Raw genomic sequence first — 16,702 nt, forward strand, 5'->3', positions numbered from 1 at the left:
ATTAACTCTAATGTGAATATGCCACTTTAGATCTAAATAGACAAAAAAGTATGATGTTTTTGACTATAAAAATAAATCTATAGCATCAGTTGGATTAAAAATTACTCAATTGAAAAAAAGGTATAATATGTTTAAAAACAGTACAAAACAGATGATTTTGGATAAAAAACAATCGGAAATAACATAAAATTTTAATGAAAAACATACACAAAATTTTAAATTTCTGCATAATACCGACTTTTTTACGCAGGTATGATTTCTCCATACTCATGTTAGGAAAGAAATGGCTGCATACAAAATCCCTTTACAAAAAGGATTTGAATGTAGAAATGGAGAAATACACGAGGAATAAGGAGCTTTACATGAGTTTACCGCTCATCAACAAGCAGTTCATGAAACAAGGATTGGCGATTACCATTGCAACCATGAAAATGAACGTAACTCACGCAACTACTGAGCCACAAGAAATACAACAGCTTGGTACAGATCTAAATGCACTCTTCTCCACTCAGCGGGAAAAGGGCGCAGATAGCCGCGTTATGGCGATGGCTCGTTACAGTCTTTGAAATTCATATCCATTTTAGACATTCGCTCTCAAGTATATGTAAATATGCTTATTGGCTTAAATCCAGATTTTTATAACTCGATTAATTGATGGGAATCATTAAACGAGCTGATTTAGCGGTGGTCATTTGTTAGTTTCCAAGTTTGTAGCCGAGTCGATGCATTCTGTTCACCCAAATGGGAATATGTTCAGTGGTGCGATGAATTCATTTTATCTGAAGGGTGCTTTCTCTCATGCGACCTTCAAAGGCTTAGTGCTGGGCATTATGTTGCTTAAACTTGTGACGTTAATTGCTATTCAAGTGACATTAAAAGTTTTTCCTTAAATGTACTGAAGAAGTCCCTATTTTGAGGGGCTTTTTTGTTTATTGCAGTATTTTGGCTTGTGCTATTAGCACATTAGCAAGAACGTAAGCGGACCGAGTATGAACGAACAACTCAATGCCACACTGATGTCGTGGGTACAATTTTTTAATGATCCTTTATGGGATTTTCTGGTTATTTTCTTGCTGGCTGTCGGTATTTTTTATACGGTCTTAACGGGGGCAGTGCAGATCCGCATGTTCTTGCAAAGTATCCGTGTCATGAAAAGCAGCCGTACAGAAGGCGAAGATGAGCATGGACTTACACCTTTCCAAGCTTTTGTAACGGGTCTTGCAAGCCGTGTTGGGGTGGGTAACATTGCAGGTGTGGCAATTGCGATCGCAATTGGTGGCCCTGGCGCTGTGTTCTGGATGTGGGTAACTGCCGTACTTGGTATGAGCTCTGCTTTTATTGAGTCTACACTTGCTCAGCTTTTTAAAGTTCGAGATAACAAGACTAAACAGTTCCGCGGTGGACCAGCTTACTATATTACCCAAGGTTTACGCAGTAAAACCTTTGGTGTGGTTTTCGCACTAGCACTCATTTTTACCTACGGTTTCGTATTCAACTCAGTCCAAATTAATGCGATTGCTAATGCTTCTTCACATGCTTGGGGTTGGGACAAAGCTAATCTTATTGCTCATTTAGGTGGTGTTGATCTAGAAATTTCATGGGTTGGCCTTGCGCTTGTCGTTATGGTTGCATTGGCAATTTTTGGTGGTATTAAACGTATCGCTAAATTTGCAGAGATGTTTGTACCTTTAAAAGCGGGTCTTTATCTAGCCGTTGCTCTCTATATTGCAATTAGTAACTATGCAATTTTGCCTGATATTTTAAAGCTGATTGTGACTGAAGCTTTCCACTTCAATGCTGCGGCAGGTGGTTTCTTCGGTGCGGCAGTGTCAATGGCAATGATGCAAGGTATTAAACGTGGTTTGTTCTCAAACGAAGCAGGTATGGGTTCTGCGCCAAACGCAGCTGCTGCATCTGATGTAAAACATCCTGTAAACCAAGGTTTAGTACAGATGCTTGGTGTATTCGTAGATACGTTCATTGTATGTACAAGTACTGCAATCATCATCTTAGTTTCTGGCGTTTACCAAGACGCAGGTTTTGTTGGTGTTGAATTAACACAACGTGCCTTAGAAACTCAAGTTGGGCATTGGGGATCTGATTTCCTAGCGGTTCTATTATTCTTATTCTGTTATTCAGCTGTATTAGGTAACTATGCTTATGCAGAAGGTAATGTACAGTTTATTAATAACAACCCGAAAGTCATGTTTATCTTCCGAATTTTCGTATTGGTGATGGTGTACTTCGGTGCAATCGGTAGTGTTCCACTCGTTTGGTCAATGGCTGACTTGTTTATGGGTATCATGGCAACCATTAACTTGATTGCAATTTTACTATTAACGCCAATGGCACGTACTTTGTTAAAAGATTACCGCGAGCAATTAAAACGAGGCATTAAAGAGCCTGAGTTTAAAATTGACAAGTATCCGGAATTGAAGAAAAAAGTTGATTCAGATATCTGGTAAGTTTCAAAAGGCCTCTTATACATAAGGGGCCTTTTTTATATAGGGGACAAATAAAATACTTGAGTCTAAATTTTAAACATGACAAATTAAATAAATTCACTACAGCTTTTCACGAAAGTAGCAACTAAAATTGCAATCCGAACTTAAACCTCATAGTGCGAAGATGGGCCATGAAACAGCTTAAATTGTGGGTTCTCGGACTCTCTATGGTGTTGGCGGGATGCCAGACCACCACACACTTGTCTGCTGCTCTAAAACCGCAAACGACAGAAGCTTATGCTCGTCCTGTCGATCAACCTTTTGCAAGAATTAAAAAAATGCAAAAACGTCCTGTTGTTGCGCTTGTATTGGGTAGCGGTGGAGCACGAGGTTATGCTCATATTGGGGTGATTGAAGTTTTAGAACAACATGGTATTCGCCCGGATTTTATTGTAGGTACGAGTGCGGGTAGTATTGTTGGGGCAATTTATGCGAGTGGTAAAACACCTGCTGAACTGCGTGATACTGCTTTAAAAATGAAAGCTGGTGACGTCCGTGACATTAGTATCGGTCTAAAAGGTTTTTTTGATGGTAAAAAAGTAGAGAACTACGTTAACCAGCAAGTAAATAATATGCCACTCGAAAAAATGAAGATTCCAATGTATGTGGTGGCAACTGAACTGAAGCATGGCACTAAGACCGTATTTAACTACGGCAATACTGGGCAAGCCGTGAGAGCCTCTGCTTCGATTCCGAGTATGTTTGTGCCGACTAAAATTGGTAAATCTGAATATGTAGACGGTGGGTTGGTGAGTCCTGTACCGGTTGAAGTAGCTCGTGATTTAGGGGCTGATGTCATTATTGCAGTTGATATTTTAGCTCAGCCTATTTACACAGAAACATCGAATGTCTGGGGACTGTTTAACCAGAATATTAATATCATGCAAGGGCGTTTGGCAGCAGAAGAATTACAATATGCAGATGTTGTTATTCAGCCAGATTTAAGAGAAAAAGCACATATTTTTGATGTCAAAGGCCGTGAAGCTACTATGAAATCTGGTATAGATGCAGCTAATGCCAAGCTTTCTGATATTCAGTTTGCTATTGATGAAAAAATAGCTGAACAAAATATGTCTACGGAAGGCTTGAGTGCTCAAAGCCAATAAATAAACGTTAATATTCTGAAAATTATAAAAAAAGCCCACATAGGGCTTTTTTTATGGAAGTCTAAATCTTCAATTTTTGGAATAAAATTTTTTGTATATTAGAGACATGTTGGATATGCTGAAAACTCTAATGGTTAATATGAAATATTGTTGCCGTTTTTTAAAAATAATTGATTTGTAGTGTATTGAGGCTGACTGGATAAATGATACAGCAACAGGTTAAAAATGGCTTTCCAACATTAGATGATGTTCATGCTGCCGCAGAGCGTTTGGAAGGTTTAGTTGTAAAAACTCCCTTTGTTTTCTCAGAGACCATTTCTAAAACCTTAGGGGCTGAGATGTGGTTGAAATTTGAAAACTTACAATTTACAGCTTCATTTAAAGAGCGGGGTGCTCTGAATAAACTGTTGTGTTTATCTGAGCAAGAAAAGCAACATGGTGTTATTGCAGCTTCGGCAGGCAATCACGCACAAGGTGTAGCCTACCATGCTCAGCGGACAGGTGTGACTGCAACTATTGTAATGCCGAAATCTACGCCAAATGTTAAGGTGCAACGAGTACGTGAGTACGGTGCGCGCGTTATTTTGCATGGGCAGGACTTTTCAGAAGCTGCTGCTGAAATGCATCGTGTTGCGCAAGAAGAATCTTTAACGATTATCCACCCATTTGATGATGCTGAAATTATTGCGGGTCAAGGCACCATTGCACTTGAAATGCTTGCGGCTGTGCCTGATCTGGATATTTTGGTTGTGCCAATTGGTGGTGGTGGTTTAATTTCTGGTATTGCAATTGCTGCTAAAGCGATCAATCCAAAAATCAAAATTATTGGGGTGCAGTCAGTTGTATACCCAAGTATGGCAAAACTACTTTGCAATTATCAACATGCGGTTTCAATGGGCTCTACTGTTGCTGAAGGTATTGCGGTAAAAACTCCAGGTGAGCTTACGACCCAAGTTGCTAAAGAATATGTTGATGACATTGTCGTTGTTACTGAGGACATGATTGAAGAAGCGATTGCACTATTACTTAATATTGAAAAAACAGTATGTGAAGGAGCAGGAGCGACAGGTATTGCTGCAATTATGTCGCGTCCCAATCTGTTTTTAGGTCATAAATTAGGTGTGGTGCTGTCGGGTGGAAATATTGATACACGTGTTATGGTCTCTGTATTACAACGCCATTTAACCCGTACAGGCCGTATGGTTCGTATTCGTGTTGAATTACCGGACAATCCAGGTGCTTTAGCTCGTTTGACGGCCATTATTGCTGAGCAAGGTGGTAATATTTATGAACTACGTCATGAACGCTTTGCGGCAACAAGCCGTGCCAAAGAAAGCGCTGTAAGCGTTGATGTAGAGTTAAAGAGTGCCTCAGACCTAGATTTGCTCATTCAAGCAATGCAATTAGAAGGCTATATTGTTCGTAAAGAAGAGATTTAATCTCTGATATCACTGTGTTATAAAAGCTGTATATGGCTCTATCGAGAGTCATATACAAGGTAATTTAAATGGATTAAATTGCCAAAAAAGGGATTAATTTACAAAAAAACGATCAAATCCTTCAATGGAACAGGAAAAACTGACAATTCTCTAAACTTTACCCTTCACAATTTTAAGGTTTAGGTTTTAGTATTCCTTTCATTGTAAATTTGAAGAAATATAGGGATATCCACGCTCAATGTTCAAATCATTTTTTCCATCACCAAGGTATTTTTTTATATCTGCGGTCATTTGGATCGCGCTCAATATGGTGCTCTGGTACTCAGGTGGGAACACATGGGGAACTTTTATCGGCTTTGCTAAGGGCTACCATGATGTTCAACCACCATTAGGTGTGAGCCGTTTTTGGTCTCCCACTTTCTTATGGTTTTATGTTTGGTTTTTAGTCTCTACTGCGCTTTTTGCTGGTTTCTGGAGGACTATATCGAATAACCCTTGGCAACGTTGGTCTGTGTGGGGCTCGGCGTTTATTTTATTCAATATCTGGTTTAGCGTTCAGGTTAGTGTAGCTGTTAATGCATGGTATGGGCCTTTTTATAATCTCATTCAAAGTATGTTGGATCACGGTGGTGGTGATATTAATAAACTTTATATGGGAACAGTTACATTTCTTTTAATTGCGATGGTCGGTGTGACTTTAGCTGTTATTAATGCTTTTTTTGCTAGTCATTATGTATTCCGCTGGCGTACAGCAATGAATGAATATTACACAGAGCATTGGGAAAAGCTTCGTCATATCGAGGGGGCTTCACAGCGTGTTCAAGAAGATACCATGCGTTTCGCCTCTGTTTTAGAAGACCTCGGAGTAAATTTTGTTAAGGCTATAATGGTTTTAATTGCCTTTTTACCTATTCTTTTTGAACTTTCTAAACAAGTTAGAGTACTGCCTATTGTAGGTGAAATTGATCATTCATTGGTCTGGGCTGCAATTGTATGGGCTGTTTTTGGTACTGTTCTATTAATGGTGGTTGGTATTAAATTACCTGGTTTACAGTTTAATAATCAAAAAGTAGAAGCTGCCTATCGTAAAGAACTTGTCTATGGTGAGGATCATGAGGAGCGTGCACAGCCAAAAACATTAAGAGAATTGTTCTCAAGTGTTAGGCTGAATTATTTCCGTTTATATCTGCATTACTCTTATTTTAATTTAGTTAGTATTTGGTATATCCAATTAGATATTTTATATAGTCTAGTTGTTTTATTCCCTTCTATTGCCGCAGGTAAAATGACATTGGGTTTAATTACGCAAATAGGTAATGTTTTTGATAAAGTCCGTGAATCATTCCAATATTTAATTAGTTCATGGAAAACGATTATTGAACTGCTTTCAATTTATAAGCGTTTAAGAATATTTGAGAAAATTTTAGATTAAAAAGTAATCATATCTCTGAAAGATGCCTTGGTTCAAGCCATGGCATCTTTAGAATATTAAGTATTTAGTAGAATAAAAGATTTGGTAAGTTTCTTCGTTTATAATTTTGATTTATATAAAAATATATTTTTGAAAATATTATATTTTCGCGGTATAAAACTTGCTTCTATATTGGTTTTAATTTTGCCATTCGCTTAATTAATAAAAAATAATCACTTTAAGCTATTGTTTTAGATCATTAAATATTTAAATATGAGGTTAAGTCTTTGAAATCTATTTTACTTAAAAGTGCTCTTACGATTGCACTTATGACTTCTGCTAATTTGGTACGTGCGGAATTAGTAACAAATTCTCAAATCAAAAAAATATCAGGTATAGATCAACAATATATTGATTCCTCTATTAATGAAAAGAACGATTTTTATTCACATGTAAATGGTATTTGGTTAAAAAATACTGAAATCCCAGCTGATAAAGCAAGTTGGGGAGCTTTTAATCAGCTCCGTGAGTTATCAATCAGCCAAGTACATGGAATTGTAGAAGAGCTCTCTGGTCAAAAGTGGGTGGATGGTAGTTTAGAGCAAAAAGTAGCTACTCTATATGCTAGCTTTATGGATGAAAAAAGTATTGAGAAGCAAGGTATTAGTCCTCTAAAAAATAAGATAAATCAAATTGATAAATTGAAAAATAAGAATCAAATTGCAATTTTAATGGCACATTTTGCTCGTATTGATGTCAATAGCCCAATCCGTCTAAGCATTGAACAGGATATGAAACAATCTACTGAAATGGTGGCTGGTTTGGAGCAAAGTGGTTTGGGTCTACCTGACCGTGATTATTATTTGAAAGATGATAAAAAATTTATTGAAACTCGTGCACAGTATTTAAAGTATATTGAAAAAACTTTAACACTTGCTGGAGACTCGCAAGCAGCACAACATGCTCAGGAAATTTTAAAACTTGAAACTCAGTTGGCAAAAATACAGTGGAGCAACGTTCAAAACCGCGATCTTGCAAAACGCTACAATAAATATAAACCCGCAGATTTGTATAAATTGACCCCTGCATTTGATTGGCAAGGTTATCTAACTGCAACTGAATTAAAAGGAAAAATTGATACTATTCAGGTAAATCAGCCAGACTACTTTCAGGGCTTAAATACAATTATTCAAGATACACCCTTAGATATATGGAAAGCTTATTTTAAATTGCATTTGATAAATAATTTTTCTCCATTACTAAATAGCGCTTTTGTAGATAATAAATTTGATTTTTATAACAAGACACTTCGAGATATTACGGAACAAGAAACACGTTGGAAGCGGGGTGTACAGCTTGTTGATAAGGTTCTGGGAGATGGTATTGGTAAACTTTATATTAAAAAATACTTTCCTGCTGAGAAAAAACAACAGATAGAATTATTGGTGCAAAATCTGATTCGTGCTTATGACCAAAGCATTACAGAATTGGACTGGATGAGTCCTGCGACGAAAATACAAGCTCGTAAAAAGCTTTCTCACATGTCAATAAAGATCGGGTATCCAAAAAAGTGGCGTGATTATTCTGGTCTGCACATCGCTAAAAATGATTTAGTTGGAAATATAATTCGTGCAAGTGAGTTTAGATACCAATATGAACTTAATAAATTGGGTAAGCCGGTTGATCGTGATGAATGGTATATGAAACCACAAACGGTGAATGCTTATTACAATCCATCATTGAATGAAATTGTATTTCCAGCAGCGATATTACAACCACCTTTTTTTAATATAAAGGCAGATGATGCAGTGAACTATGGTGGTATAGGTGCTGTGATTGGCCATGAAATTAGTCATAGCTTTGATGATCAGGGGAGTCAGTTTGATGAATTGGGCAATATGAGAAACTGGTGGAATGCTGAAGATCATCAGCATTTTAAAGCTAAAACACAAGCGTTGATTGAACAATATAACCGTTATGAACCGATTGCTGGTTATCATGTTAATGGTGAATTAACATTAGGGGAAAATATTGCAGATAACTCCGGGTTAGCAATTGCCTATAAGGCTTATCAAATTGCATTAGATGGTAAGCCAGCCCCTGTAATTGATGGACGGACTGGTGAGCAACGTTTTTATATGGGGTGGGCTCAAGTTTGGCGTGCGAAAACCCGCGAAGCTCAAGCGATTATCTATTTAAAAACTGATCCTCATTCCCCTGATAAAGTGCGTGGCAATGGAGCTTTAATGAATCAAAAACCATTTTATGAGGCTTTTAAAATAAACGAAGATGATCAGATGTATTTACCACCAGAGAAGCGGGTAACTATTTGGTGATTAAGAAAACCCGCGAAAGCGGGTTTTCTTATTAAGTATTGGATTAGTGCGTTGTATTATAAAAATTAAGGATAGGGCCAACTAAAGATTGTTGGGATTTATCTAAGGTGACTTGAATTTCTTTATAGTTAAAAGTGTCTTCATCATCATATTTGGCAATGCCATGGGTTTTATTGTTCACTTGTGGAATTTGATAACTAAAAAAAGCCACTTTTTTAGAGGGATGAACAATATTAATGAGTTTTTTAGGATCTTTGAATCCGCCAAATTCATTTTCAAGACTTTCTTTTAATAGTTCGGGAAAATAAAGCGTTGCATTTGGTAGTCCACAGCCAACGCAAAATGAGGAGTCGTAAAGTTCGATTGCTTGTTTGTGGTCTGGACTCATTATTAGGGCAAAACCAGTTCCATTTGCACCTGCATTTGCCTGCACGTCGTGCCAACTTTTGGGAATAAGTACTAAACCCGTTTCAGGTAATGCAATAAGTTTTAATTGTTTGGCGTGTTGAGCCTCGAGTTTGAAATTAAAACGGCAGCTTTTAGGTGTACAGGTTTCAAAGTCTTTAAGTAAACCATTCTCTGTTGGGCTTTGTGCTGTAACACCATAAAACGGGACTGTAACGCCGTTTAAAAACTTTGCCTCTCCTAGAGCGTAGAATTGATTATCTGCTTTGCGGGTTGCAGCAGAGCTATAAAACTTTGGAAAATGAGGTGTAAAGCTTTTTACTTCTGCATAAGCAGTTGAATTTAGGCTGACTAATGTTGCCCATAATAAAAAATTTAGTTTTTTCATTTTTAGAAAGTAATCAATTTAAATCTTATATAAATCTAGCATATTCTTTTAAACTAGACGGTAATTCAAAATTTTAAACTGTTTTTAGCTTAATAAGAAAAACAGACCAATCGAGACATGAAATAATGAAAAATATGCTTTCAATCTGCTGTTTAGCGGTAATGAGTTCTTATAGTTTTGCTCAAGACATCAAAGGTATTTCATTTTCACACCAAGAGTGGGAAGTTTCTTGCAGCAATACGGGAACATGTAAGGCTGCAGGGTATCAAAATGAAGAAAATGGTGATAACCCAGCTTCAATTTTATTAACACGTAAAACAGGCCCAAAACAACCTGTGCAGATTGAATTTGCTTTGTCAGACTATGAGCAAAGCATGCCAGCAAACCAGCTTAAAAATATTCATTTTTATATAAATGGCAAAGATTTAGGCGCTGTGACTGTAGATGGTACTGAGTTACCACTTATGGGTAAACTCAACAGCTCACAAGTCAATGCTTTACTACAGCAGTCCAAACAGAAGACCGAAATTGTATTTAAAAATGCTCAGCATGAATGGAAAATTTCCGATGCTGGAATGACTGCTGTGTTACTAAAAATGGATGATTTTCAGAAGCGTATCGGAACTGTTGGTGCTTTGGTTAAAAAGGGCAGCGCCAATGAAACCAAAGTGCTTATGCCTGAGCCAAAACTACTTGTTAAACGCATTAAAACTACAGTCAAACCTTATTTAACGCTACAACTGAAAAGCAAGCAGTATCAAGCCATACATCGTAGTTTGATGGCTGCTAAACCGAATCAGAAAGAAGATGGCTTTTGTGAAGGCGTTTATGGCGGTAATAGCGATGGAGCTGAACCACAGAAAATTGAGCTATATAAACTAACCAATAAGAAAGTTCTGGCGACTACGTTGTGCTGGAGAGGGGCTTATAATGAAGGATATGGTGCTTGGGTGTTAGATGAGTCTTTAAATGGTAAGGCAACATTTGTGACTGAGTCCGCTTCAGATTTTGATAGCGGTATTATCAGTAGTGCTCAAAAGGGAAGAGGCATTGGAGACTGCTGGGCAAGTGAAGAATGGGTGTGGGATGGTAAGAGTTTTGTACATACTAAGGATATGTGGACGGGTATGTGTAAAGGCTTGGCAGCAGGTGGAGTGTGGGAGCTTGATCGAATAGAGTCTGTGGTGAAATAAGTATTTTGTGGTTACAGAGTCATAACAGGTAACTTTAGTGACTCTGTGATAAAAAGAACAGATTGTTTATTGGAGCCAGACCTATGTCACATCATCTTTACGCTATTGTTCGCCGTAAGTTTTCACACCTGAGCCGTTCAATATGTGTGGCTGCTGCTGTGTTGGGGACTACTCAAATTGCGATGGCTGGACCAACGGTTGATCAGCTCAGTGATTGTTTAGTTAAGGCTACAACGGCTTCAGACAAAACTACTGTACTTCAATGGACATTTACGGCTTTAGCTGCTCATCCAGATTTAAAAGCATTTAGTAATGTAACACCTGAGCAAAAAGATCAGTTAGACCAAAAACTGGCTCAGGTTTTACAACGTGTGATTGTGGAGCAATGTTCTGCTCAGACCAAAGCTGTAATTCAGGCTGAAGGTGTGAAGGCAGTTGGAGAGGCCTTTCAACAGTTAGGTCAAAGTGCGGGTGAAGATATTGTTAAGGACCCAGCTGTTAAACAGCAGTTGCAGGGCACATTACGCTATATTGACTTAAATAAATTGGTGACGACGTTTTTAACACCAGAAATTTGGAATAAATTAGGGATTACAAGATAAAAGTCTAGTTTTCTATTTTAGTAATAAAGCCTGCTATCTAAGAGTAGGCTTTATTGTATTTGGGATAAAGAGATCTTTTTAGATCGTAATTGTAGCCCCTAAAACTTTCACAAATTGAGCTAACCAAGCTGGATGTGCAGGCCAAGCTGGAGCAGTCACCAAATGACCATCTGTAACTGCTTCAGTCACAGCAATATCTGCGTATTGTCCACCTGCCAATTTTACTTCGACAGCACATGCTGGATAAGCAGAACAGAGGCGGCCTTGTAATACATCTGCCGCTGCGAGTAACTGAGCGCCATGGCATACGGCTGCTATTGGTTTTTTCACTCGATCAAACTCACGCACAATTTCGATAATACGTTCATTCATGCGTAAATACTCTGGTGCACGACCACCCGGAATCACTAGACCTACATAGTCTTCGGTATTAACGGCATCAAAATCATAGTTAATCGCAAAGTTGTGGCCACGTTTTTCGCTATAAGTTTGCTCACCTTCAAAATCATGAATAGCCGTTGCAATATGGTCGCCGTTCTTTTTATTCGGGCAAACAGCATGCACGGTATAACCTAAACCAGTTAAGAACTGAAATGGAACCATAGTTTCATAGTCTTCGGCATAGTCACCGACCAACATTAAAATCTTTTTAGACATAATTTATCTCTCTTTTTAAAATATAAGTTATCTAAATTATTAATTTAAATTAGCACAGTCACTGAGTAATTTTTTAGGAAAAAAGTGCATTCTTTAGTCGAAGAATGCTTTAGACGGATATAAAAAAGCCCCGATAAATCGAGGCTTTTTCTTGAGTTGGCTAGTCAAATTAACCAATCAATTTTTTCATTAATTCATTTACTTGAGCAGGGTTAGCTTTACCCTTAGAAGCTTTCATGACTTGACCAACAAGACCGTTAAAGGCTTTTTCTTTACCAGATTTGTACTCTTCAACCATTTTTTCATTGGCTGCAAGTACTTCTTTAATGATCGCTTCAATTGCGCCAGTGTCGGTTTCTTGCTTTAAGCCTTTTTCCGCAATAATGTCATCGGCAGATTTACCTTCCGATTCCCACATAAAGCCAAAGACTTGTTTAGCAATCTTACCGCTAATGGTGTTGTCAATAATGCGTGCAATCATGCCGCCAAGTTGTTCAGCAGAAACAGGAGAGTCTGCTAAGTCTAGGCCAGCTTTGTTTAACGCACCTGAGAATTCACCCATTACCCAGTTTGCTGATACTTTACCTTGCTTCGCACCGCCAGCAGCAGCCACAACAGCTTCATAGAAGTCTGCCATTTCGCGTGAGAGCGTAAGTACGTGAGCATCGTACTCAGTTACACCAAAGTCTGCGATAAAGCGCGCACGGCGAGCAGCAGGGAGCTCTGGAAGTGCAGCGCGAGCAGCTTCAATTTGCTCATCAGCAATAATCACAGGTAACAAATCTGGATCGGGGAAGTAGCGGTAGTCATTCGCTTCTTCTTTAGAACGCATTGAGCGCGTTTCCATTTTGTTCGGATCAAACAAACGAGTTTCTTGGTCGATACTTCCGCCGTATTCCAAAATTTCCATTTGGCGTTCAATTTCAACATTGATCGCTTGCTCAATGAAACGGAATGAGTTGAGGTTTTTAAGCTCACAGCGTGTACCAAACGGCTGTCCCGGACGACGTAAAGATACGTTACAGTCCGCACGGAATGAACCTTCAGCCATGTTACCGTCAGAAATACCTAACCAACGTACTAGTGTGTGAATTGCTTTGATGTAGGCAACTGCTTCTTCAACCGAACGCATGTCTGGTTCAGAAACGATTTCAAGCAAAGGCGTACCAGCACGGTTTAAGTCAATGCCAGACATACCTTCAAATTGGTCATGTACAGATTTACCCGCATCTTCTTCAAGGTGAGCACGAGTTACACCAATACGTTTAGCCGTACCATCTTCAAGTTGAATGTCGATGTGACCCAAGCCCACAATTGGGTTATCCATTTGGCTAATTTGGTAGCCTTTTGGAGAGTCTGGGTAGAAGTAGTTTTTACGTGCAAACACAGATGCTTGGTCGATGTATGCATCAATTCCAAGACCGAAGCGAATTGCAAGATCAACTACTTTTTCATTTAAAACAGGGAGTACACCCGGCATTGCCAAGTCTACAAGGCTCGCTTGTGTGTTTGGGTCTTGACCAAATTCAGTTGATGAACCAGAGAAAATTTTAGAATTGGTTGCAAGCTGAGTGTGAATCTCGATACCAATAACGACTTCCCAACCGTCAATCAATTTCAACTTTTGAGCTTCAGCCATTATGCATTCTCCTCAGCAATTGCCGCACGTTGAGTATGGAAATCGGTATTTTGTTGGTATTGATGAACAATCGACAACAATTGTGATTCTGACCAATAGTTACCAATCAACTGTAAGCCTACAGGTAAGCTGTCTTTATCAAAACCAACAGGAGCATTAATCGCTGGTAAGCCTGCCAAGTTCACTGCAAGTGTATAAATATCGCCTAAATACATTTCTGTTGGGCTTAAGTTCGCACCAATTTTATATGCAGTTGTTGGCGCAGCAGGAGCAGCAATCACATCTACATTTTCAAATGCTTTTAAGAAGTCTTGTTGAATTAAACGACGTACTTTTTGTGCTTTCACATAATAAGCATCGTAATAACCCGCAGAAAGCGCATAAGTACCAATGAGAATACGACGTTGAACTTCTGGACCAAAACCTTCTGAGCGAGAGCGTTTGTAAAGATCCATCAAATCAGCTGGGTTTTCACAGCGGTAGCCGTAACGAACGCCATCATAACGTGACAAGTTAGAAGATGCTTCAGCTGGTGCAATGAGATAATACGTTGGGACATACGCTTCAGTCATGTTGAGGTCGATCTCAACAAGCGTTGCACCCATTTCTTCAAGCTTTTTCAAAGACTCTTCAACACGTGCTTTTACATCAGCATCTAAGCCTGCAACGTTAAAGTACTGTTTAGGAATACCAATGCGTAAACCTTTTACAGATGTGTTGTTTAAATTTGCAACGTAGTCATCAACTTCTTTTTTAACCGAAGTCGAGTCTTTTGCATCATGACCTGCAATTACATTCATGAGGTAAGCACAGTCTTCGGCAGAACGAGCCATTGGACCCGCTTGGTCTAAAGATGATGCATAAGCAATGATCCCGAAACGAGATACACGACCATAGGTTGGTTTTAAGCCTGTTAAACCGCAGAAAGAGGCAGGTTGACGGATTGAGCCACCTGTATCAGTACCTGTAGCAAAAGGTGCTAAATCAGCTGCTACAGCCGCAGCAGAACCACCTGATGAGCCACCAGGAACGTGGTCGAGTGCCCATGGGTTACTTGTTGCACCAACATACGAGCTTTCTGAAGTTGAACCCATTGCAAACTCGTCCATGTTCACTTTACCTAAAGTGACAAGACCAGCTGCTTTAGTTTTTTCAACAACAGTTGCATCGTAAGGAGAGATGAAGTTGTCTAGTATTTTTGAACCGGCAGTTGTTTTAATACCTTTGGTACAAAAGATATCTTTATGCGCAAGAGGAATACCCGTTAAAGCTGTTGCATTACCTGCTTTTAATGCAGCATCGGCAGCGTTGGCTTCGGCAAGAGCTTGTTCAGGCGTAACCGTCACGTAACTTTTTACCAGTGGGTCAATTTTAGCAATACGTTTTAAATAGTGTTCAGTCAGTTCGCGAGATGAAAACTTCGCTTGGCTTAAGCCCTCAGCAAGTTCACGAATTGATAAGCGATGTAAATCAGTCATGAGTAAAATTTCTTTACATTCAAAATAGGGAAGATGGGTTAATTGAGTAAAAGTTATTCAATCACGCGAGGAACAAGATACAAACCATCTTGAGTTGCAGGTGCAACTGCTTGGTATTCATCTCGATGATTGCTTTCCGTTACCACATCAGCACGTAAAGGTTGAGGATTGTCAAAAGGACTTTTCAAAGGTTCTACGCCTTCCGTATCAATGCCTTTTAAGGTTTCCATCATGCCTAAAATTTTATTTAGACTTTGAGCATATTCAGCAGATTGCGTATCATTGAGCGACAATCGAGCAAGATTGGCGATTGCTGAAACTGTTTGTGCATTTAAATCTGCTGAATGCTGTGCATCCGATGTAGACATAACATCACCTAATCAGTATTAAAAATTTTCAAAATATCGTGCGTTATAATAAGCGATTGACTTGTTCAAATCATCACATTTAGTTTAAAGTTGCCACCTTGCATCCACATGAAAGTTTAACTGAGAACGAACCGTGATTCTAAAACGACTAATTGGCTTGTTTTCGCCGGATCTAGCCATTGATTTAGGTACAGCAAATACACTTATTTATGCACCAGGCCGCGGCATTATATTAAATGAACCAACAGTTGTGGCAATTCGTCACAGTGGTTCACAAAAAATTGTTGCTGCTGTAGGTCTAGATGCTAAGCAAATGCTGGGCCGTACGCCTGCGAATATTTCTGCAATTCGTCCAATGAAAGACGGTGTAATTGCGGATTTTGAAGTGACTGAAACCATGTTGAATCAGTTTATTGGTAAAGTTCACGAAAAACGTTTGTTCCCACCTGCACCTCGTGTAGTTGTATGTGTACCATGTAAATCAACTTTGGTCGAGCGTCGTGCGATTCGCGAAGCAGTATTTAATGCTGGTGCCCGTGATGTTCGTTTGATTGAAGAGCCTATGGCAGCAGCAATTGGCGCAGGTATGCCAGTTGAACAAGCATGTGGTTCTATGGTTGTGGATGTTGGTGGCGGTACAACAGAAATTGCAATTATTTCATTGCAAGGTTGTGTCTATGCTGACTCTTTACGCATCGGCGGCGATGTTTTTGATGAGCAAATCATCAATTATGTTCGTAAAGCTCACGGTTGTGTGATTGGTGAAACCACTGCTGAAATTATTAAAAAAGAAGTAGGTATGGCTGTTTCTGATGGTACAACATTAGAAATCGAAGTACGTGGCCGTAACCTTGCAGAAGGTGTGCCTCGTGCAATTACCGTAACTTCTGACGAAATTACTCAAGCTATTTCTGATCCGTTACAAAGCATTGTAAGCGCTGTGAAATCTGCTCTTGAGCAAACTCCTCCTGAACTTTCTTCTGATATTGCTGAGCGCGGTATTGTGTTGACAGGTGGTGGTGCGCTACTTCGTAACCTTGACAAGTTATTGGCTCAAGAAACTGGTTTACCAGTTGTTGTTGCTGAAGATCCTCTTACTTGCGTAACCCGTGGTGGTGGTAAAGTATTAGAATTCTTCGACAACCCGAACCATGACATGCTTTTCGTCGGTTAAGT

At 39.0% G+C, this 16,702-nt stretch carries 15 protein-coding genes; 10 read left to right on the forward strand and 5 right to left on the reverse strand.

What is annotated here, in order from left to right; all coding sequences use genetic code 11:
* The first annotated feature begins 362 nt into the window (after window positions 1–362).
* From AC52J8_RS03410 to AC52J8_RS03440, 7 genes are all read left to right on the forward strand, one after another.
* The gene (locus AC52J8_RS03410) at window positions 363–566 is read left to right on the forward strand and encodes a hypothetical protein (RefSeq protein WP_086399865.1); all 204 of its coding nucleotides are present in this window, start codon (window positions 363–365) and stop codon (window positions 564–566) included.
* 183 nt (window positions 567–749) lie between these two features.
* Entirely contained in the window at window positions 750–890 is a 141-nt protein-coding gene (locus AC52J8_RS03415; RefSeq protein ID WP_014207545.1) for a hypothetical protein, read from the forward strand.
* 99 nt (window positions 891–989) lie between these two features.
* A complete protein-coding gene (locus AC52J8_RS03420) occupies window positions 990–2,465 on the forward strand; it encodes an alanine/glycine:cation symporter family protein (protein ID WP_057062565.1) in 1,476 nt (491 codons plus the stop codon).
* A gap of 170 nt (window positions 2,466–2,635) precedes the next feature.
* Window positions 2,636–3,610, forward strand: coding sequence for a patatin-like phospholipase family protein (locus AC52J8_RS03425; RefSeq protein ID WP_005804673.1), 975 nt, complete (start codon window positions 2,636–2,638; stop codon window positions 3,608–3,610).
* Window positions 3,611–3,813: 203 nt separating this feature from the next.
* On the forward strand, window positions 3,814–5,049 hold the full coding sequence (locus tag AC52J8_RS03430) for a threonine ammonia-lyase (protein WP_032037380.1): 1,236 nt from the start codon (window positions 3,814–3,816) through the stop codon (window positions 5,047–5,049).
* Window positions 5,050–5,287: 238 nt separating this feature from the next.
* The gene (gene sbmA / locus AC52J8_RS03435; protein ID WP_032005414.1) at window positions 5,288–6,481 is read left to right on the forward strand and encodes a peptide antibiotic transporter SbmA; all 1,194 of its coding nucleotides are present in this window, start codon (window positions 5,288–5,290) and stop codon (window positions 6,479–6,481) included.
* A 266-nt stretch (window positions 6,482–6,747) separates the two neighbouring features.
* Entirely contained in the window at window positions 6,748–8,796 is a 2,049-nt protein-coding gene (locus AC52J8_RS03440; protein WP_086611483.1) for a M13 family metallopeptidase, read from the forward strand.
* A 43-nt stretch (window positions 8,797–8,839) separates the two neighbouring features.
* On the opposite strand, the gene AC52J8_RS03445 is transcribed toward AC52J8_RS03440, so the two are convergent.
* Window positions 8,840–9,589 carry a DUF4850 domain-containing protein gene (locus AC52J8_RS03445; RefSeq protein ID WP_086399667.1) on the reverse strand — a complete coding sequence of 250 codons (750 nt, stop codon included), beginning with the start codon at window positions 9,587–9,589 and terminating at the stop codon, window positions 8,840–8,842.
* A gap of 125 nt (window positions 9,590–9,714) precedes the next feature.
* On the opposite strand from AC52J8_RS03445, the gene AC52J8_RS03450 reads away from it, so the two are divergent.
* Entirely contained in the window at window positions 9,715–10,782 is a 1,068-nt protein-coding gene (locus tag AC52J8_RS03450) for a DUF1176 domain-containing protein (RefSeq protein WP_086399668.1), read from the forward strand.
* 83 nt (window positions 10,783–10,865) lie between these two features.
* On the forward strand, window positions 10,866–11,384 hold the full coding sequence (locus tag AC52J8_RS03455) for a hypothetical protein (RefSeq protein WP_032005407.1): 519 nt from the start codon (window positions 10,866–10,868) through the stop codon (window positions 11,382–11,384).
* Between the two features lie 78 nt (window positions 11,385–11,462).
* On the opposite strand, the gene AC52J8_RS03460 is transcribed toward AC52J8_RS03455, so the two are convergent.
* The 4 genes from AC52J8_RS03460 to gatC all read right to left on the reverse strand — a co-directional run bounded on the left by AC52J8_RS03460 (window position 11,463) and on the right by gatC (window position 15,526).
* Window positions 11,463–12,041 carry a DJ-1/PfpI family protein gene (locus AC52J8_RS03460; protein ID WP_005064406.1) on the reverse strand — a complete coding sequence of 193 codons (579 nt, stop codon included), beginning with the start codon at window positions 12,039–12,041 and terminating at the stop codon, window positions 11,463–11,465.
* A 169-nt stretch (window positions 12,042–12,210) separates the two neighbouring features.
* Window positions 12,211–13,680 carry an Asp-tRNA(Asn)/Glu-tRNA(Gln) amidotransferase subunit GatB gene (gene gatB / locus AC52J8_RS03465; protein WP_086399669.1) on the reverse strand — a complete coding sequence of 490 codons (1,470 nt, stop codon included), beginning with the start codon at window positions 13,678–13,680 and terminating at the stop codon, window positions 12,211–12,213.
* Window positions 13,680–15,158, reverse strand: coding sequence for an Asp-tRNA(Asn)/Glu-tRNA(Gln) amidotransferase subunit GatA (gene gatA / locus AC52J8_RS03470; RefSeq protein ID WP_086399670.1), 1,479 nt, complete (start codon window positions 15,156–15,158; stop codon window positions 13,680–13,682). The genes gatB and gatA overlap by 1 nt, the downstream gene beginning before the upstream one ends.
* A 53-nt stretch (window positions 15,159–15,211) precedes the next feature.
* The gene (gatC, locus tag AC52J8_RS03475; RefSeq protein WP_000107699.1) at window positions 15,212–15,526 is read right to left on the reverse strand and encodes an Asp-tRNA(Asn)/Glu-tRNA(Gln) amidotransferase subunit GatC; all 315 of its coding nucleotides are present in this window, start codon (window positions 15,524–15,526) and stop codon (window positions 15,212–15,214) included.
* Window positions 15,527–15,659: 133 nt separating this feature from the next.
* On the opposite strand from gatC, the gene AC52J8_RS03480 reads away from it, so the two are divergent.
* The gene (locus AC52J8_RS03480; RefSeq protein ID WP_000601379.1) at window positions 15,660–16,700 is read left to right on the forward strand and encodes a rod shape-determining protein; all 1,041 of its coding nucleotides are present in this window, start codon (window positions 15,660–15,662) and stop codon (window positions 16,698–16,700) included.
* The last annotated feature ends 2 nt before the right edge of the window (window positions 16,701–16,702 follow it).

This window comes from Acinetobacter sp. S-1 (genome assembly GCF_059579785.1).